A 16,790-nucleotide genomic window follows, 5' to 3' on the forward strand; every position below is an offset into this window, starting at 1 on the left:
TTTGTGCCCGGGGAGCCGGATGCGACGAAGGCTTCACAACCGGAAGGACGGGCACAGGGATGGCGCCAGGTTGCTTCCATCGCATGAACACGGGGGTCGCGTGGTAGCGTCGGTTGAACCAGCGCGCCTGCTCCTGCTGGCGGAAGCGCCGCAGTGGGCCCAGCTGCTTCGCGGACATCTGGACGCGTTGGGACAGGGCTATTCCCTGATCACGGCGCCGTCCTGGCAGGCCGCCAGCAGCCTGTTCGACGAAGGCCGGGTCGGCCTGGTCCTGGCCACCCCCGACAAGCTGCCATCTTCCCATCAGTGCCACCTGCCGCTGGTCCTGCTGCTCGAACGCGAGCCCGCGCAGGAGCCCATGGGGGTCACCGACTGGCTGGTCGCGGAGAGCCTCAACACCGAAGTGCTGCGCCGCTGCCTGCGCTATGTGCGCGAGCGCGCCTCGTTGCAGAGCACGCTGCAGGTCCTGGCCGAACAGGACCCGCTCACCGGCATCGCCAACCGCCAGGGCTTCCAGACCCTGCTCGCCGCCCGCCTGAACGAGTGCGGTGGCCATGGTCTCGCGCTCGGGCACCTGGACCTGGACAACTTCCGCCACGTCAACGACGCCCTCGGCCACCAGGGCGGCGACCGGCTGATCCTGCAGGTGGTCGAGCGCCTCAAGGCGCAATTGGACAACGGCGACCTCATCGCCCGCCTGGGCAGCGACGAGTTCGCCCTGCTGCTGGATACCCGCCGCGATCCGGCGCGGGTGGAGTGGGTCGCCGAACGCATCATCGAGGTCCTCGGCGAGCCCTACCGGGTGGAGGGTGAAAGCCTGCTGCTGGGTTGCAGCCTGGGCATGGCCCACGCCATCGCCGGCGATGGCGCCGACCCGCTGATGTGGCACGCGCACATCGCCATGCAGCAGGCCAAGGCCCGCCAGGGCTGCACCTTCCATGTGTTCGACGAGCGCATCAACCGTGGCGCGCGCAGCCTCGCGGACCTTGAGAGCGAACTGCGCCGGGCGCTGCGCCGCGACGAGCTGGAGCTGCACTACCAGCCACGTCTGGACCTGAAGGCGGGCCGCATCGTGGGGCTGGAAGCGCTGGTGCGCTGGCGTCACCCCGAACGCGGTCTGCTGACGCCGGGGGATTTCGTGCCGCTGGCGGAGGAAAGCGGGCTGATCGTACCGCTCGGCTACTGGGTGATCTCCCGCGCCCTGCGCGACATGCAGTGGCTGCGCGGACGCGGCCTGCCGCCGCTGCACATGGCGATCAACCTGTCGTTCCGCCAGTTCCAGGACGGCCAGCTGCTGCCCACCCTGGAGCGGCTGATCCGCCTGCGCGGCGTCGATGCCCGCTGGCTGGAGTTCGAACTCACCGAAACCGCCGTGATGCGTCGCAGCGACAAGGTACTGCAGACCATGCAGGTCCTCGGCCGGCTGGGCGTGCGCTTCTCGCTGGACGATTTCGGCACCGGCTTCTCTTCTTTCGTGCACCTCAGCAGCCTGCCGATCACCCTGCTGAAGATCGACAAGAGTTTCGTCGGCGACATGCACGAGAGCCCGGAAAGCCTGCAACTGGTGCGGGCCATGATCAACCTGGCGCACAACCTCAACCTCGAGGTGGTGGCCGAAGGCGTCGAGACCGCCGAGCAGCAGGAGCAGCTGAATCAGTTCGGCTGCGACCAGGTCCAGGGCTACGGGATCAGCCGACCGCTGCCCCTGGCGGAGCTGGCGCGCTTCCTGGTGTTCGGCGGTACCCGCGCGCTGCGCCTGCAGGATTCGATCAACAGCTGACCGGAACCGGGGCGGCGCCTGCTGCCTGTGGACGCAACAGTCGGGCCGTCTTCGCCTCGAACGCCAGGCACAGGCCGATCGCCGCGCACGCCAGCCCCGAGGCCAGCCCCCACCACACGCCGCTGGGCCCCCAGCCGAGCGGGAAGGCCAGCAGCAACGCCATCGGCACCCCGACCAGCCAATAACCGGCCAGCCCCACCAGGAAGGTGGTGCGCGCATCCTTCAGGCCGCGGATCGCGCCCATGGCGATGCTCTGGGTGCCATCGAACAGCTCGAACCAGGCGGCGATCGCCAGCAGGCTGACGGCCAGTTGCACCACCTCCTGGTTGGTCGGGTCGTCATGGTCGAGGAACAGGCCAATGACCAGATCCGGCGCCAGCCAGAACAGCGCGGCGAAGGCGAACATGCAGGCGGCGCCGAAGCCGATCCCCAGGCGTCCGGCGCGACGCGCGTCGACCAGCCGGCCGGCGCCGTAGTGCTGGCCGATGCGGAAGGTCACCGCATAGGAAATCCCCACCGGCACCATGAAGGCCACGTACACCGACTGGATGGCGATCTGGTGCGCGGCCAGCGCGGTGCTGCCGATGGCGCCCATGCACAGCGTGGCCACGGTGAACATCCCCGACTCCACCGCGTAGGTGCCGCCGATGGACAGGCCCAGGCGCAGGGACTCGCCGATCACCCGCCAGTCCGGCCGCGACAGCCCGCGCAGCAGCGGGTAGTCGCGGTAGGCCGGGTGCCAGCGCAGGTACAGCGCAAGGATCACCGGCAGGGCGTTCATCACCACGGCGGTGACCAGGCCGATCCCCGCCAGCCCCAGGCGTGGCAGGCCGAACAAGCCCTCGATGAAGGCGTAGTTCAGGGCGAAGTTGGCCAGCGCGCCGAGCACGCTGATCGCCATCACCGGGCCGCTGCGCTCGATGGCGCTGGTGAAGCCGCGCAGCACCATGAAGACCATGTAACCGGGCAGCGCGAAGACGATGCTGTGCAGGAAGCTCATCGTCCCGGCGACGGTTTCCGGGGCCTGGCCGAAGGTCAGCAGGATCGGCCCCAGGTTCCACAGCAGCAGTCCCGCCAGCAGCGACAGCGCCAGGCCGATCCACAGGCCGGCCTGGGTCGCCTGGACTACTCCAGCGCTGTCCCGTGCGCCGTGGCGGATCGCGACCAGGTTGCCGGTGGCGGCCACCACGCCGACGCAGAAGGTCGAAACCAGCGCGTAGCTGGACGCGCCCAGGCCGCCGCTGGCCAGCGCCTCGCGGCCGAGCTTGCCCATCATCACGGTGTCGGTGAACACCATGGCCACGTAGGCCAGCTGGGCGGCGATCAGCGGGCCGGCCAGGCGGAGGATGGCGGTGAGTTCGTCGCGGTACAGGCGTTTCATGAGTCAGGCTCAGTCTGCGGCGGCCCGCAGCGGGGCCTTCCGAATGGAAAGTGCCTCATTCTCTGGTGTGTGTACGGGCGGGCACAAAAGGAAAAAAACGATGTGATTCATGAGTCATACTCATGCCAGGATGAATCCGGAGTCCGCCATGAACCGCCAGTTGCCGCCCCTCTATGCCCTGCGTGCCTTCGAGGCCGCCGCCCGGCATGCGTCCTTCACCCGCGCCGCCGAGGAGCTGGCGATCACCCAGAGTGCGGTGAGCCGGCACATCAAGACCCTGGAAGAGCACTTCGCCTGCCGCCTGTTCCAGCGGCGTGGCCGGCAACTGGAGCTGACCGAGCCGGCGCGCCTGCTGCTGCCCGGCCTGCGCGATGGCTTCGATTCGCTGGAACGCGCCTGTTCCAGCCTGCGGGCGGAAGAGGGCGTGCTGCGCCTGAAGGCACCTTCGACCATGACCATGCGCTGGCTGCTGTCACGGCTGAGCAACTTCCGCATGCGCAACACTGACATCGAGGTGCAACTGACCAGCGCCTGGATGGACGTGGACCAGGTGGATTTTCTCAATGAGCCTTTCGACTGCGCCGTATTGCTCAGTACCGGGCACTTCCCCCCGGACTGGGAAGGCACCCTGCTGTTCCCCGAGTGGCTGATTCCGGTGGGTTCGCCGGCGCTGCTCGACGATGGCCCGTGGGACGCCGAGCGCCTGGCCGGCGCCGAACTGCTGCACCCCACGCTGGACCGCCGCGACTGGCGTCGCTGGCTGCAGCGCATGGGGCTGAGCGAGCAGGTTTCGCTCAAGGGCGGGCAGGTCTTCGACACCCTGGAACTGGGTATCGTCGCCGCGACGCGGGGCTACGGCGTGTCCATCGGCGACCTGGTGATGGTCGCCGAAGACGCCAACCAGGGCCGGCTGGCGCTGCCCTGGCCGAGCGCGGTGGCCAGCGGCGAGAGCTACTACCTGGTCTGGCCCCGCGCGCGCCGGCAGCAGGAACGCCTGCGCCGGCTGCGCGACTTCCTCCTGGCCGAGGTTCAGGCCATGCAATTGCCGCCGGTGGCGCTTCTCGACTAGAGCTGCCGCGAACAGACAAGTCCTGGCGTGGACACGATGTTTCACGTCGGCCTTGGTAGCCGAGTTGAAACAAGGCTTTGCTAGGGTCAGTGGTGGACTAGTCCAGGGGAGGGCCCGCAACGGGTTTTCCCCAACCCAAAAGACCACCTCGGGGGAACCCCATGAAGCCCATGCGTACTCTGCTTGCCAGCCTGCTTCTCGCCAGCACCGCCGTTGCCGCCACCGCTAACGCCGCCACGGAGCTCAAGCACTGGCCGGAGCCGGCCGCGAAACAGCTCGACGCCCTGATCGCCGCCAACGCCAACAAGGGCGCCTTCGCGGTCTTCGACATGGACAACACCAGCTACCGCTACGACCTGGAAGAGTCGCTGCTGCCCTTCCTGGAAATGAAGGGCCTGCTGACCCGCGAGAAGCTCGACCCCTCGCTCAAGCTGATCCCGTTCAAGGACGTGAACGGCCACAAGGAGAGCCTCAACAGCTACTACTACCGGCTCTGCGAAATCGACGACATGGTCTGCTACCCCTGGGTCGCCCAGGTGTTCTCCGGCTTCACCCTCAAGGAACTCAAGGGCTACGTCGACGAGCTGATGGCCTACGGCAAGCCGATCCCCAGCACCTATTACGAAGGTGATGCGGTCAAGACCATCGAGATCAACCCGCCCAAGGTCTTCACCGGCCAGACCGAGCTGTACAACAAGCTGATGGAGAACGGCATCGAGGTCTACGTGATGACCGCCGCCCATGAAGAGCTGGTGCGCATGGTCGCCTCCGATCCGAAGTACGGCTACAACGTGAAGCCGGAGAACGTCATCGGCGTCACCACCCTGCTCAAGGACCGCAAGAGCGGCGAGCTGACCACCGCACGCAAGCAGATCACCGCCGGCAAGTACGATCCCAAGGCCAACCTGGACCTGGAAGTCACGCCCTACCTGTGGACCCCGGCGACCTGGATGGCCGGCAAGCAGGCCGCGATCCTCACCTACATCGACCAGTGGAAGCGCCCGATCCTGGTCGGCGGCGACACCCCCAGCAGCGATGGCTACATGCTGTTCAACGGTACTGCCGACAATGGCATCCACCTGTGGATCAACCGCAAGCCCAAGTACATGGACCAGCTCAACGGCATGATCAAGAAGAACGCCGAAACCCAGGCCAAGCTGGGCCAGACGGTCACCGCCGACAAGAACTGGGTGATCGTGAAGCCTGAAGAGATCCAGTAACGCTGGGCAGCCTTTCGTAGGAGCGGACTCCGTCCGCGATCCCACCTTGCGCGGGGCAAATCGCGGACGAAGTCCGCTCCTACACAAGAGCAGCACGCGCGTTTTGGTAGGGCGGATGCGTAGGATGGCGTGGAGCGAAGCGATACCCATCGGTGGCCGCGCAGGCTTCGCTGATGGGTATCGCAAGCTCTACCCATCCTACGAACGACCCCGGCGCTGCGAGCCACAGGGGAAATCCCGTAGGAGCGGACTTTGTCCGCGATTTCCCAGCCCAACATCGAACCGTGCGATTCGCGGATAAGATCCGCTCCTACAAGAGCGATCCCAGCACGCCGCAATCCACGGGCAGAAGCCTGTAGGACCGGCCCTGTCCCGGCTCGCGAACACTCCCCGTCCCCAATCCCTCAGAACGGCACCGTCGAAAGGACTTTCCTCCGAATTTCCCGACAGCCTCTCAGTTCCCGAAAGTCGTCCGACACATTCGAGGTTTTGGCGGCGGCGAGCTTGGGAACGCCCCTACACTCCAGCGGCGTTGCGGTCCTACAAGTCCACTGCTTAGCGTTTCGCCTGCCACAGCGTCATCGTGGTCAGGTGTGGAAACCTGCACATTGGTTCGTTGTAGTTGGGAGCGTTGGGCTTATTGGTCCAATGCTCCCTGTCTTCCTATGGCGGACCGTGTGAGGCGGGCTTCGGCTCGACCGGTGATGTGCCGGTTTCCACCCTTGCACGGTCCGCCTCCCTCTTTCGGATGTTTCGGGCGGCGGCTTCTTGAGCGAGCAAGGAGCTACAGCATGAACAGTTCGATTTCCCCGTCCGCCGACGGCCTGTTCCCCATCAGTTTCACCCGCTACAACCGCCGCCTGCGCGCGCTGCTGATCGAGCAGCAGGCATGGTTCGTGGTCCGCGATCTGGGCAAGCTGCTCAGCCGGCCGGTGCCGCCGCAAATCATCGCCCGGCTCGATGCGGACCAGCGCCGCCACGAACGCCTGGTCGGCGTGGAGGACGCGGAACTACTGGTCAGTGAAAGCGGCCTCTACGCGCTGCTGCTGATCTACTGCTACCACGCGGAAAACCGCAGCCTGCGCCAATGGCTGAGCAACGACGTGCTGCCGGTCCTGCGCGATTCGCCTAGCCACGACCTGCGCCTGCCGCGCCGTCGCATGGAACAACTGCTGGGGCAATCGCTGTCGGTGCTGGATTGGCAGGGCAAGCTGTGGGTGCGCTGGGGCGATGCCGTACGCCTGATGGAAGACAGCCTTCACAGCTGATACCGGAGGTGTGCCCCCTTGTAGGAGCGAGCTTGCTCGCGAAAAACTACCCACACACGCCGGACGATTCGGCGCAACGCCAGGGTTCGCGAGCAAGCTCGCTCCTACAGGTAGGTGGCGTATCAGTCCTTGAGTCGCTCCAGCCCGTACTCCAGGCTGGCGGCGGAGAGTTCGCCCATCTGGCTGTGCTTCAGGCGGCCCTGCGCGTCGTAGAACAGCGTGGTGGGCATGCCGTAGGCGCCGGTGGCCTGGCCCAGGTGGTTGCCGCTGTCGAGCAGTACCGCCGACTCGCTCAGGCCCTGGTCGCGGAGGAAGCGCTGCACTGCCTCGGCGGACTCGCCCTGGTTGACCAGCAGGAAGCGCACGTCGCTGCGTTGCCGCTGCGCGGCCTCCAGCACGGGCATCTCGCGCCGGCAGGGTGGGCACCAGCTGGCCCAGAGATTGACCACCAGCGGCCGGCCATCCAGGGCACGCAGGTCCACCGGCTGGCCGCGCAGGTCCTGCACCGTCAGTGCGGGAATCTGCTGGCTGCGGTCCAGCGCCGAAACCACGGCATTGCCGCCGCCCCAGACGCAGGCTCCGACCACCGCAGCCACCGCCAATGGTCGGCGCAGCGCAGCCTTGCGCCAGGCCAGCAGGCCACCGATCAGCGCCGCCGCCAGAATACCCGGCAGGGCGAGGAAGCCGCCGTCGCGGATATCCACGATGCCCAGCGGCGTCGCCGCATACTGCTCGGCGTAGCGGGCGACGAAGGCCAGCCGCGCCACCAGCAGGCCGCCAAGGAGCATGCTGAACAACGCCCCCTCGGGGTTGGCGCCACGCTTGCGTCCGACCAGCCAGCCGGCGAAGAGCGCGACGAAGAAGCCGAGGTAGAGCAGCACGTGGGGCAGGGGAATGGCCAGGGAGCCGAGGGTGAGACTGGTCAACGCGAGCGCCTTGAATCGAAGTGCCTTGCAGAAGGAAGGGAAGGTACAGCAGCCCGGCGCCGCGCGGCAGCGCCAGGCTGTGGATAAATGTTTCCCGTCAGGCCGGCAGCAGCTCCTCGTCCTGCGCGCGGCGCTCGGCGGTCAGCCGCGTGGCGCAGGCGCCGACCTTGCGCACGGCGTCCTCGATACGCGCCAGGTCGCGGCTGGAGTAGTTCATGCGGATGCAATTGCGGTACTTGCCGGAGGCGGAAAAGATATTGCCCGCCGCCACCTGCACGTTGTCGCGGCGCAGCTCCTGGTTGAGCCGCACGCTGTCGAACTGCTCGTCCATCTCCACCCAGAGCATGAAGCCGCCGCGCGGCCGACTGGCCAGCGTGCCTTCGGGGAAATAGCGGCCGACCCATTCGGTCATCAGGTCGCGGTGGCGCTGGTACTGGGCGCGCATCCGGCGGATGTGCGGCTCGTAGTGGCCGCCGCCGACGAACTCGGCCAGGGCCATCTGCGGTTGCGGCGCGCAGGTGCCGCTGGCGATGTACTTGAAGTGCAGGATGCGGTCCAGGTAGCGCCCCGGCACCACCCAGCCGGTACGCAGGCCCGGCGCCACGGTCTTGGAGAAGGAGCTTGCCAGCAGCACGCGGTCGTCGGCGTCGAAGGACTTGATGCTGCGTGGGCGGGGGAAGGCATAGGCCAGCTCGCCGTAGACGTCGTCTTCCAGGATCGGCACGTCGTAGCGCGCCGCCAGGGACAGCAGGGCGCGCTTGCGCGCGTCCGGCATGATGTAGCCCAGCGGGTTGTTGCAGTTGGGGGTGAGCAGGATCAGCTTCACCGGCCACTGTTCCATGGCCAGCTCCAGCGCTTCCAGGCTGACGCCGTTGACCGGGTCGGTGGGGATTTCCAGCGCCTTCAGGCCGTACGCCTTGAGCGCCTGCATGGCGCCGTGGAAGCTCGGCGAGTCGATGGCGACGATGTCCCCCGGCTGGCAGATGGCGCGCAGGGTGATCGCCAGCGCCTCCTGGCAGCCGGTGGTGACGACGATCTCGCTGGGCGGCACCTGGCAGCCGGAATCGAGCATCAGCCGGGCGATCTGCTCGCGCAGGTCCAGCGAACCCTGGATGCCTTCGTAGCCGAGGCTGTGCATGTCGGTGCGCCGCGCCGCGTGAACCATGGCGCGTTGCAGCGGTTTGAGCGAGGGGCTGGAGATATCCGGCGTACCGCGCCCGAGCTGGATGAGGTCGCTGCCGGGCGCGCGCCGTACCTGTTCCAGCACCTGGTCCCACTGCGAGACTTCCACTGGCCGCTGTGCCGGCCGGGTCATCGCCGGCAGCGGCGGCAGGTGACGGCGTTCGGGCACGAAGTAGCCGGACTTTGGCCGTGGCTCCACCAATCCCGAATCTTCCAGCACGCGATAGGCCTGCTGCACCGTGCTGATGCTGACGCCATGCTCCTCGCTCAATGCGCGCACCGAGGGCAGGCGGTCGCCGGGGCGGTACAGCCCCTGCTCGATGCGTTCGCCAAGGGTGGCGGCGAGCTGTGCATAGCGCTTCATGACAGATCTCCAGCTTCGGGCTGATTCGACTTCATGCAGTACAGATTGGGGAAAAATACGCCATTCAGACCGATTTCGCTCGCCTCTGTATGGAAAAAATTCTTCTGTGTTGAATCTGTGATGCTTTTCGCCGATTCGTCAGGCTAGTTCCACATCCGGTGAACCCGAACGTGGAGGAACGATGACATGACCGGCATGAGCGATGTGCGCCTGACCCTGTACCAACAGGAGCTGCTGGGCCTTCCCGAGGCTCGCGTGATCCCGTGCGGCCGGCAGGAAAGCCGCTGGCAGCAGTTCTGGCGCCGCGTGCGCACCCGCAAGCAATTGCTGGAGCTCAGTGACGAGCAGCTTCGCGATATCGGCATCAGCCGCGAGCAGGCGAAGCTCGAAGCGATGCGGCCGTTCTGGCGCTGCTGATCACCAGTTGACCATTCGGGGAGCACTTATGAGCGATACGCGCGCTGTCGCGTTTGAACGGATCGCCCGCGAACTCGGCTACGACTTCGCAGGCGAGATCAGGATCGGCGGCAATTATGTGCCGTTCCTGATCGAGGGAAACCAGGTGCATGTCAGCGGGCAGATTCCTCGGGTGGGCAACGAGGTCGTCGTCACCGGCCGGGCGGGCGGCGATGCGTCATTGGCCGACGCTCAGCTCGCCGCCAAGGTCTGCGTGATGCGGGCGCTGGCGTTGCTGCGGCAGGCGCTGGGCGATCTCGAACGCGTTCGCAAGGTGCTGCAACTCAATGTGTTCGTGCAGTCAGCCGAGAACTTCACGCAACAGAGCGAGGTGGCCGATGCGGCATCTGCTGTGCTGTACGAAGTGCTGGGCGATGCCGGCGTGCACACGCGCACCTCCGTTGGTGTCTATCAGCTGCCGAAGAATGCGACGGTCGAGCTGAATCTCGTTGCCGTTGCAGAAGGCTAGTGCCCCGCGCGGTACTGCAAGGCTTCAGCCAGGTGCGCCCGGCCGATGGCCTGTGCCTGCTGCAGGTCGGCCAGGGTGCGCGCCACCTTGAGAATCCGGTGCAGGGCGCGCAGTGACAGGTTCAGGCGCTCGCCGGCCTTCTCCAGCCAGGCCTGGTCTTCCGGGCTCAGTGCACAGTATTGGTGCATCTTCTTCAGGTCGAGGAAGGCATTCGCGCAGCCCTGCCGGTCCAGCTGGCGCTGGCGCGCGGCGGCGACCTGCACCGCCAGCTCGGCGCTGCTGGTGCTGGGGCCGCTGGGGGCGAGGCTGGTGCTTTCGCGGCTGACCGTCAGGTGCAGGTCGATGCGGTCCAGCAGCGGCCCGGAGAGCTTGGCACGGTAGCGCTGGATCTGCTCCGGCGTGCAGCGGCAGCGGCCGCTGGGGTCGCCGAGATAGCCACACGGGCAGGGATTCATCGCCGCCACCAGCTGGAAGCGCGCCGGGAAGCGGACGCGGCCGTTGGCGCGGGCAATCACGATCTCGCCGCCTTCGAGCGGTTCGCGCAGGACTTCCAGCACTTTTCGATCGAATTCCGGCAGCTCATCGAGGAACAGCACGCCTTCGTGGGCCAGGGTGATCTCGCCCGGCTGCGGACGGCTGCCGCCACCGACCAGCGCTGGCGCTGACGCCGTGTGGTGCGGCTGGCGGAAGGGACGCTGTGGCCAGTGGGTCAGCGGGCCGCGTCCGGCGACGGAGTGGATGGCTGCCACCTGCAAGGCTTCGTCCTCGTCCAGCGGTGGCATCAGGCCCGGCAGACGGCTGGCCAGCAGCGTCTTGCCGGTGCCGGGTGGGCCGCTGAGCAGCAGGTTGTGCGCCCCCGCGGCGGCCACCAGCAGGGCGCGCTTGGCGGCGGCCTGGCCTTGCACTTCGGCGAGATCGGGGTAGGGCGGCGTGCTGCGCAGCAGGCCGTTCGCCTCGTAGGGGCGCAGGCGCTCCTGGCCGCTGAAGTGCGCGGCCAGCTCCAGCAGATGGCCGACCGCATAGACCGTCAGCCCGCTGGCGAGGCTGGCTTCCTCAGCATTCTCCCTGGGTACTACCAGCGCCCGTCCGGCGGCGCGGGCGGCCAAGGCGGCTGGGAGTACGCCCGGCACCGGTCGTAGCGTGCCGGAGAGCGCCAGTTCGCCCAGGCATTCCAGATCATCCAGGCCGCTCGCATCGGCAAGCTGCCCGCTGGCGGCGAGGATGCCCAGGGCGATGGCGAGGTCGAAGCGCCCACCATCCTTCGGCAGGTCGGCCGGGGCGAGGTTGAGCGTGATGCGGCGGGCGGGGAAGTCGAAGCCGGCATTGAGCAGGGCGCTGCGCACGCGGTCCTTGCTCTCCTTTACGGCGCCTTCGGGCAGGCCGACCAGGGTCAGCGACGGCAGGCCGTTGGCCAGGTGCGCCTCGACGGTGACGCCGGGCGCTTCGACGCCAACCTGGGCGCGGCTGTGGACGATGGCGAGGGACATGGATCACTCCTTGATCGCATGCCGCCCCGCCGGAGGGGATTTATTCGGCTGGTTCGGCCGGGGCGTCGGCGGGCGGCGAGAGCCTGGTTTCCATTTCCGCGACCTTGGCTTCCAGGGCCTCGAGGCGGGCGCGGGTGCGGGCGAGCACCACCATCTGGCTGTCGAACTCGTCACGGCTGACCAGGTCGAGCTTGCTGAAGGCGCTCTGCATCAGAACCTTGAACTGGGCTTCCAGCTCGGCCTTCGGCAGGGGCGATTCGCCACCGAACAGGCGTCCGGCTTGTTGGCTGATGGCATCGAGGAAGGCTTTGGGCGGCAGCATGGTTCATGGGTTCCGGATTGAATCAGAGCGCAGTCTATCACGCAGCCGACACCGGCAGCGGCGCGGGGGATTGCACGCTTTTTGAGCAGTATGCCCGCTGCACGTGCGCGCTTTCGGTGCGGCCGGAGCGGGCTGGCGACTGGCCAGAACTCCCGTGATTCCAGCAAGTGGCTGAAACCACGGGCTTTTCACCGAGCTGGCAAGGTTCATGCTTTGGGGCATGCATGGCGTGCACCGATGCAGTACCGGTGCGGCAGTCGAGGCGGTGGATCGCTTCGTTGAGGCAGTCGGAGTGCTGAGGTAGGGCGGCCGGCGCATTACAAAAGCCAGACACTGCGCTTAGACTTGTCCCCGGGTTCGTTCTTCCTGGGGCGGGTCCACCAAAACACGGGAGAGAGTTACATGAAGCTAGTCACAGCCATCATCAAGCCGTTCAAGCTGGACGACGTTCGTGAGTCGCTGTCCGAGATCGGCGTGCAGGGCATCACTGTGACCGAAGTCAAGGGCTTCGGCCGGCAGAAGGGCCACACCGAGCTGTACCGTGGCGCGGAATACGTCGTCGACTTCCTGCCTAAGGTGAAGATCGACGTCGCCATCGCCGATGACCAACTGGATCGTGTTATCGAAGCCATCACCAAGGCCGCCAACACCGGGAAGATCGGTGACGGCAAGATCTTTGTCGTAAACCTGGAACAGGCCATTCGTATCCGTACCGGCGAAACCGGCACCGACGCGATCTAAGCCAAGCCCACACCGAACCCACACGCCCCAGGAGAAACAACAATGACTCTGCGCAAATACGCAGGGCTAGGCGCCCTATTGCCTCTCGCAATGCCCGGTCTGGCTTTGGCTGACGAAGCCGCGGCCCCCGTCCTGAACAGCGGCGACACCGCCTGGATGCTGATTTCCAGCGCACTGGTGCTGCTGATGACCATTCCCGGCCTGGCGCTGTTCTACGGCGGCATGGTGCGCGCCAAGAACGTCCTGTCGATCATGATGCAGTGCTTCGCAATCACCGCGCTGGTCAGCATCCTCTGGGTCGTCTATGGCTACAGCCTGGCCTTCGACACCGTGGGCATGGAAAAGGGCGTGGTCAACTTCGCCTCCTTCGTCGGCGGACTCGACAAGGCCTTCCTCAGCGGCCTGACCTCCACCGGCCTGACTTCCGCCGCCGCGCTGTTCCCCGAGAGCGTCTTCGTGATGTTCCAGATGACCTTCGCGATCATCACCCCGGCCCTGATCGTCGGCGCCTTCGCCGAACGCATGAAATTCTCCGCCCTGCTGATCTTCACCACCCTGTGGTTCACCCTGGTCTACGCGCCGATCGCCCACATGGTGTGGAGCGGTGACGGTGGCCTGCTGTGGGACTGGGGTGTGCTGGACTTCGCCGGCGGCACCGTGGTGCACATCAACGCCGGTGTCGCGGGCCTGGTCGCCGCCCTGGTAATGGGCAAGCGCAAGGGCTACCCGAACGCCGCCATGGCGCCGCACAACCTGGGCTACACCCTGATCGGCGCCGCCCTGCTGTGGGTCGGCTGGTTCGGCTTCAACGCCGGTTCCGCCGCCGCCGCCAACGGCACCGCCGGCATGGCCATGCTGGTCACCCAGATCGCCACCGCCGCCGCTGCCCTGGGCTGGATGTTCGCCGAGTGGATCACCCACGGTAAGCCGAGCGCCCTGGGCATCGCTTCCGGCGTGGTGGCCGGCCTGGTCGCCGTTACCCCGGCCGCCGGCACCTGCGGCCCGATGGGCGCCATCGTGATCGGCCTGGCTGCCGGCGTGATCTGCTTCTTCGCCGCCACCAGCCTCAAGCGCGCCATCGGCTACGACGACTCCCTGGACGCCTTCGGCGTGCACGCGGTCGGCGGCATCGTCGGCGCCCTGCTCACCGGTGTGTTCGCAGCGCCCGCCCTGGGCGGCTTCGGCACCGTCACCGACATCGGCGCCCAGCTGTTCACCCAGTTCAAGGGCGTGGCCTTCACCATCGTTTACACCGCGATCGTCAGCTTCGTGATCCTCAAGGTGCTGGACCTGGTCATGGGCCTGCGCGTCACCGAGGAAGAGGAAACCATGGGTCTGGACCTCTCCCTGCACAACGAGCGCGGCTACAACCTGTAAGGGTTCGCGCAAGTTCGACAAAGGGCGCCTGCGGGCGCCCTTTGCTTTTTTGAACATCACGCTAGAATGCGCGCGCATCACCGTTACGGACGGAGGAGAGCCCGCCATGTGGCAGCAGAAATCCATCACCCTGCGCCCGCGTTCGCGGGGCTTCCACCTGGTCACCGACGAAGTCCTGGCGGCATTGCCGGAACTCGCGAAGTACCGCGTCGGTCTGCTGCACCTGCTGTTGCAGCACACCTCGGCATCGCTGACGGTGAATGAAAATGCCGATCCCTCGGTGCGCCGCGACTTCGAGCGATTCTTCAATCGCCTGGTACCGCAGGGCGAGGGCGGCTACGAACATGACTACGAAGGCCCGGACGATTTGCCGGCGCACTTCAAGGCCAGCCTGCTGGGCTGCCAGCTGACCCTGCCGATACAGGATGGCCACTTGGCAATGGGCACCTGGCAGGGTATCTATCTCGGCGAGCACCGTGACCACGGGGGCCCGCGCAGGGTAGTGGCGACCTGGCAGGGCGAGCTTGTATGAATTTTTTCCAGCTGCGTTCGTCAAAGCGCGCAGCTGGGCTATAACTAACGTGCTTTGCAGCACCACAGAGGTTGAATAATGAGCGACGAAGAACTGGAACAGGACGAGCTGGACGGCGCCGACGAGGACGATGGCGAGGAACTCGCCGCGGCTGACGATGGCGAAGCCGAAGGCAGCGATGGGGATGAAGCCCCTTCTTCTTCCGGTGGCGGCAAGAAAGCCAAGGCCGCGGTAGAGGAAGAGGAACTGCCCTCGGTCGAAGCCAAGCAGAAGGAACGCGATGCCCTGGCCAAGGCGATGGAGGAGTTCCTCAATCGTGGCGGCAAGGTGCAGGAGATCGAGCCCAACGTGGTCGCCGATCCGCCCAAGAAGCCGGATAGCAAATACGGCAGCCGCCCTATCTGATATCCGACGCGACATGAAAAAGCCCCGCCATTCCCGAGAGGGAGTGGCGGGGCTTTTTCATGTCCCTTTGTTGGGGCGGCCTGTCATGTGCGTAGGAGCGGACTCCGTCCGCGATGGCATCCGGCGCGATGCGGACCTATCGCGGACGGAGTCCGCTCCTACAGGCGTGCCAGAACCCCCGGCAACTCCGACAGGTTGTGGATGATCGCGCTGGGTGCTTCTTCACCCTCCCAGTCCTTGCGCCCCGGGTTGAACCAGATCGCCTTCATCCCCGCGCGCCGTGCGCCGGCGATGTCGTCGCTGGGATGATCGCCGATGTGCACCGCCTGCTCCGCCGCCACGCCACCGCGCTTGAGCGCTTCCCGGAACGGATGCGGGTCCGGCTTGCCGACGCCCAGCTCTTCCGCACACAGGGCGAACTGGAAGTAGTCGGCCAGCCCCAGCCGGCGCACGTCGGCATTGCCGTTGGTGAGCACACCGAGGATGAACTGGTTGGCCAGCCGTTCCAGCGTCGGATGCACCTCGGGGAACAGCGCCACCTGGTGCCTTGCGTGGAGGAAGGCCTGGAAACCGGCTTCGGCCAGCTCGCCCGCCTCGGCCTGTGGATAACCGGCGTCGAGCAGCGCGTGGAACAGGATGCGCCGGCGCAGTTCGCTCAGGCGGTGCTTGAGCATGGGGTCCTGCTCCATCAGGCGCGAGCGGATCGCCCACAGGTGTTCGATGGGTACCGGGCCGAGCCGTGCGGCATTCACCGCCAGCCATTCGCGCAGGGTGGCCTCCGCGCTGTTCATCACCGGGGCGACGTCCCACAGCGTGTCATCGAGGTCGAAGGTGACCAGACGGATATTCATTCTTCAGCTCCCGGCTCGCCGTCGTGCTTGCGGCGAGCCCGCGGGTGCGCCTGGTCGTAGACCGAGGCGAGGTGTTGGAAATCCAGATGGGTGTAGATCTGCGTGGTGGCGATGTCGGCATGGCCGAGCAGCTCCTGTACGGCACGCAGGTCCTGCGACGACTCCAGCATGTGGCTGGCGAAGGAGTGCCGCAGCATGTGCGGGTGCAGGTGCTGGCCGAGCTCGCGCACGCCGGCTTCGCGCACCCGCAGCTGGATGGCGCGCGGCGTCAGGCGTTTGCCGCTGCGGCCGATGAACACCGCGTTGTCCTGTGGCGAGGCGAGCGCGCGCAAGGGCAGCCAGGCTTCGATGGCCTGTCGCGCCGCGCGGCCTACCGGCAGTTCGCGGACCTTGTTGCCCTTGCCGTGCACGCGCACCAGGCCGTCCTTCAGATCGAGCCACTCCAGGTCGAGGCCGACCAGTTCTGACAGGCGCAGGCCGGAGGAGTAGAACAGCTCCAGCATGGCCTGGTCGCGGCGGGCGATGAAGTCGTCCTCGACGCCGCCGTCGAGCAGCTGTGCGGTGCGGTCGGTATCGAGGGTGCGCGGCAGCTTGCGCGCGCCCTTGGGAGCGGAGAGGCCGTCGGCCGGGTTGTGCCGGCAGCGGCCTTCGCGGATCAGGTACTGGAACAGCCCGCGGGTGGCCGACAGCAAGCGCGCCAGGCTACGACTGGCGAGACCTTGTTGGTGCAGGCGGGCGACGAACAGGCGCAGCTCGCGCACCTGCAACGCCGGCCAGTCGCTGATCGAGGATTTTTCGCAGAGTGTGGCCAGGCGCATCAGGTCGCGGCGATAGCCGTCGAGCGTATGAACGGACACCTGGCGCTCGCTGCGCAGGTGTTCCATGTAGGCGTCGATGTCGGCTTCAAGCTTCAAGCGTCAGCTCCAGGTACAGGCATGCGTGTTCTTGCAGCTTACAGGG

The 16,790-nt window shown here is 66.6% G+C and carries 17 protein-coding genes; 10 read left to right on the plus strand and 7 right to left on the minus strand.

Features of this window, described 5'->3' with window-relative positions:
• Window positions 1–100 precede the first annotated feature (100 nt).
• The gene (locus ACQ5BL_RS12320; RefSeq protein ID WP_243803910.1) at window positions 101–1,780 is read left to right on the plus strand and encodes a putative bifunctional diguanylate cyclase/phosphodiesterase; all 1,680 of its coding nucleotides are present in this window, start codon (window positions 101–103) and stop codon (window positions 1,778–1,780) included.
• Here the strand turns inward: ACQ5BL_RS12320 and ACQ5BL_RS12325 are convergent.
• Entirely contained in the window at window positions 1,770–3,161 is a 1,392-nt protein-coding gene (locus ACQ5BL_RS12325; RefSeq protein ID WP_430293142.1) for a NorM family multidrug efflux MATE transporter, read from the minus strand. The genes ACQ5BL_RS12320 and ACQ5BL_RS12325 overlap by 11 nt on opposite strands.
• Before the next feature lie 148 nt (window positions 3,162–3,309).
• Here ACQ5BL_RS12325 and ACQ5BL_RS12330 point away from each other — a divergent pair, with 148 nt between their 5' ends.
• From ACQ5BL_RS12330 to ACQ5BL_RS12340, 3 genes are all read left to right on the plus strand, one after another.
• Window positions 3,310–4,230: a LysR substrate-binding domain-containing protein gene (locus ACQ5BL_RS12330; protein WP_207886797.1), complete on the plus strand. Its 921-nt coding sequence runs from the start codon at window positions 3,310–3,312 to the stop codon at window positions 4,228–4,230.
• Window positions 4,231–4,391: 161 nt separating this feature from the next.
• On the plus strand, window positions 4,392–5,450 hold the full coding sequence (locus tag ACQ5BL_RS12335) for a haloacid dehalogenase-like hydrolase (RefSeq protein WP_243803914.1): 1,059 nt from the start codon (window positions 4,392–4,394) through the stop codon (window positions 5,448–5,450).
• A 791-nt stretch (window positions 5,451–6,241) separates the two neighbouring features.
• Window positions 6,242–6,718: a BRO-N domain-containing protein gene (locus ACQ5BL_RS12340; RefSeq protein WP_243803916.1), complete on the plus strand. Its 477-nt coding sequence runs from the start codon at window positions 6,242–6,244 to the stop codon at window positions 6,716–6,718.
• A gap of 122 nt (window positions 6,719–6,840) precedes the next feature.
• On the opposite strand, the gene ACQ5BL_RS12345 is transcribed toward ACQ5BL_RS12340, so the two are convergent.
• Window positions 6,841–7,644 (minus strand): TlpA disulfide reductase family protein, encoded by an 804-nt coding sequence (locus ACQ5BL_RS12345; RefSeq protein ID WP_243803918.1) that lies wholly within the window; start codon window positions 7,642–7,644, stop codon window positions 6,841–6,843.
• A 97-nt stretch (window positions 7,645–7,741) separates the two neighbouring features.
• On the minus strand, window positions 7,742–9,190 hold the full coding sequence (locus tag ACQ5BL_RS12350; protein ID WP_243803920.1) for a PLP-dependent aminotransferase family protein: 1,449 nt from the start codon (window positions 9,188–9,190) through the stop codon (window positions 7,742–7,744).
• A 186-nt stretch (window positions 9,191–9,376) separates the two neighbouring features.
• Between ACQ5BL_RS12350 and ACQ5BL_RS12355 the strand changes: the two genes are divergently transcribed.
• Both ACQ5BL_RS12355 and ACQ5BL_RS12360 read left to right on the plus strand, forming a co-directional pair.
• Window positions 9,377–9,607 (plus strand): DUF1127 domain-containing protein, encoded by a 231-nt coding sequence (locus tag ACQ5BL_RS12355; protein ID WP_243803922.1) that lies wholly within the window; start codon window positions 9,377–9,379, stop codon window positions 9,605–9,607.
• Window positions 9,608–9,635: 28 nt separating this feature from the next.
• Window positions 9,636–10,115: a RidA family protein gene (locus tag ACQ5BL_RS12360; RefSeq protein WP_243803924.1), complete on the plus strand. Its 480-nt coding sequence runs from the start codon at window positions 9,636–9,638 to the stop codon at window positions 10,113–10,115.
• Here ACQ5BL_RS12360 and ACQ5BL_RS12365 read toward each other — a convergent pair.
• Together ACQ5BL_RS12365 and ACQ5BL_RS12370 are read right to left on the minus strand one after the other, a co-directional pair.
• On the minus strand, window positions 10,112–11,602 hold the full coding sequence (locus tag ACQ5BL_RS12365) for a YifB family Mg chelatase-like AAA ATPase (protein WP_243803926.1): 1,491 nt from the start codon (window positions 11,600–11,602) through the stop codon (window positions 10,112–10,114). The genes ACQ5BL_RS12360 and ACQ5BL_RS12365 overlap by 4 nt on opposite strands.
• Before the next feature lie 40 nt (window positions 11,603–11,642).
• Window positions 11,643–11,924, minus strand: coding sequence for an accessory factor UbiK family protein (locus ACQ5BL_RS12370; protein WP_243803928.1), 282 nt, complete (start codon window positions 11,922–11,924; stop codon window positions 11,643–11,645).
• Between the two features lie 402 nt (window positions 11,925–12,326).
• On the opposite strand from ACQ5BL_RS12370, the gene glnK reads away from it, so the two are divergent.
• The 4 genes from glnK (at window position 12,327) to sutA (ending at window position 14,979) form a co-directional block, all read left to right on the plus strand.
• Window positions 12,327–12,665: a P-II family nitrogen regulator gene (glnK, locus tag ACQ5BL_RS12375; RefSeq protein ID WP_003457590.1), complete on the plus strand. Its 339-nt coding sequence runs from the start codon at window positions 12,327–12,329 to the stop codon at window positions 12,663–12,665.
• A gap of 42 nt (window positions 12,666–12,707) precedes the next feature.
• Window positions 12,708–14,042 carry an ammonium transporter gene (locus tag ACQ5BL_RS12380; protein WP_207886735.1) on the plus strand — a complete coding sequence of 445 codons (1,335 nt, stop codon included), beginning with the start codon at window positions 12,708–12,710 and terminating at the stop codon, window positions 14,040–14,042.
• 106 nt (window positions 14,043–14,148) lie between these two features.
• Entirely contained in the window at window positions 14,149–14,574 is a 426-nt protein-coding gene (locus ACQ5BL_RS12385; protein WP_243803930.1) for a secondary thiamine-phosphate synthase enzyme YjbQ, read from the plus strand.
• Window positions 14,575–14,652: 78 nt separating this feature from the next.
• Entirely contained in the window at window positions 14,653–14,979 is a 327-nt protein-coding gene (sutA, locus tag ACQ5BL_RS12390; protein WP_207886733.1) for a transcriptional regulator SutA, read from the plus strand.
• Between the two features lie 158 nt (window positions 14,980–15,137).
• On the opposite strand, the gene ACQ5BL_RS12395 is transcribed toward sutA, so the two are convergent.
• Window positions 15,138–15,830, minus strand: coding sequence for an HAD family hydrolase (locus ACQ5BL_RS12395; RefSeq protein ID WP_243803932.1), 693 nt, complete (start codon window positions 15,828–15,830; stop codon window positions 15,138–15,140).
• Window positions 15,827–16,744, minus strand: coding sequence for a tyrosine recombinase XerC (xerC, locus tag ACQ5BL_RS12400; RefSeq protein WP_430293143.1), 918 nt, complete (start codon window positions 16,742–16,744; stop codon window positions 15,827–15,829). The genes ACQ5BL_RS12395 and xerC overlap by 4 nt, the downstream gene beginning before the upstream one ends.
• Between the last annotated feature and the right edge of the window lie 46 nt (window positions 16,745–16,790).

It is taken from the genome of Pseudomonas sp. B1-22, from assembly GCF_050474425.1.
Classification (GTDB): domain Bacteria; phylum Pseudomonadota; class Gammaproteobacteria; order Pseudomonadales; family Pseudomonadaceae; genus Pseudomonas.

What these genes read in the sequence shown, in the direction of transcription:
- ACQ5BL_RS12335 (WP_243803914.1), top strand. Translation starts at nt 4,392, where the DNA reads ATGAAGCCCATGCGTACTCTGCTTGCCAGCCTGCTTCTCGCCAGCACC.
- ACQ5BL_RS12360 (WP_243803924.1), top strand. Translation starts at nt 9,636, where the DNA reads ATGAGCGATACGCGCGCTGTCGCGTTTGAACGGATCGCCCGCGAACTC.
- ACQ5BL_RS12395 (WP_243803932.1), bottom strand. Translation starts at nt 15,830, where the DNA reads ATGAATATCCGTCTGGTCACCTTCGACCTCGATGACACGCTGTGGGAC.
- ACQ5BL_RS12355 (WP_243803922.1), top strand. Translation starts at nt 9,377, where the DNA reads ATGACCGGCATGAGCGATGTGCGCCTGACCCTGTACCAACAGGAGCTG.
- glnK (WP_003457590.1), top strand. Translation starts at nt 12,327, where the DNA reads ATGAAGCTAGTCACAGCCATCATCAAGCCGTTCAAGCTGGACGACGTT.
- ACQ5BL_RS12330 (WP_207886797.1), top strand. Translation starts at nt 3,310, where the DNA reads ATGAACCGCCAGTTGCCGCCCCTCTATGCCCTGCGTGCCTTCGAGGCC.
- ACQ5BL_RS12365 (WP_243803926.1), bottom strand. Translation starts at nt 11,602, where the DNA reads ATGTCCCTCGCCATCGTCCACAGCCGCGCCCAGGTTGGCGTCGAAGCG.
- ACQ5BL_RS12385 (WP_243803930.1), top strand. Translation starts at nt 14,149, where the DNA reads ATGTGGCAGCAGAAATCCATCACCCTGCGCCCGCGTTCGCGGGGCTTC.
- ACQ5BL_RS12380 (WP_207886735.1), top strand. Translation starts at nt 12,708, where the DNA reads ATGACTCTGCGCAAATACGCAGGGCTAGGCGCCCTATTGCCTCTCGCA.
- ACQ5BL_RS12325 (WP_430293142.1), bottom strand. Translation starts at nt 3,161, where the DNA reads ATGAAACGCCTGTACCGCGACGAACTCACCGCCATCCTCCGCCTGGCC.
- sutA (WP_207886733.1), top strand. Translation starts at nt 14,653, where the DNA reads ATGAGCGACGAAGAACTGGAACAGGACGAGCTGGACGGCGCCGACGAG.
- ACQ5BL_RS12340 (WP_243803916.1), top strand. Translation starts at nt 6,242, where the DNA reads ATGAACAGTTCGATTTCCCCGTCCGCCGACGGCCTGTTCCCCATCAGT.
- ACQ5BL_RS12350 (WP_243803920.1), bottom strand. Translation starts at nt 9,190, where the DNA reads ATGAAGCGCTATGCACAGCTCGCCGCCACCCTTGGCGAACGCATCGAG.
- ACQ5BL_RS12370 (WP_243803928.1), bottom strand. Translation starts at nt 11,924, where the DNA reads ATGCTGCCGCCCAAAGCCTTCCTCGATGCCATCAGCCAACAAGCCGGA.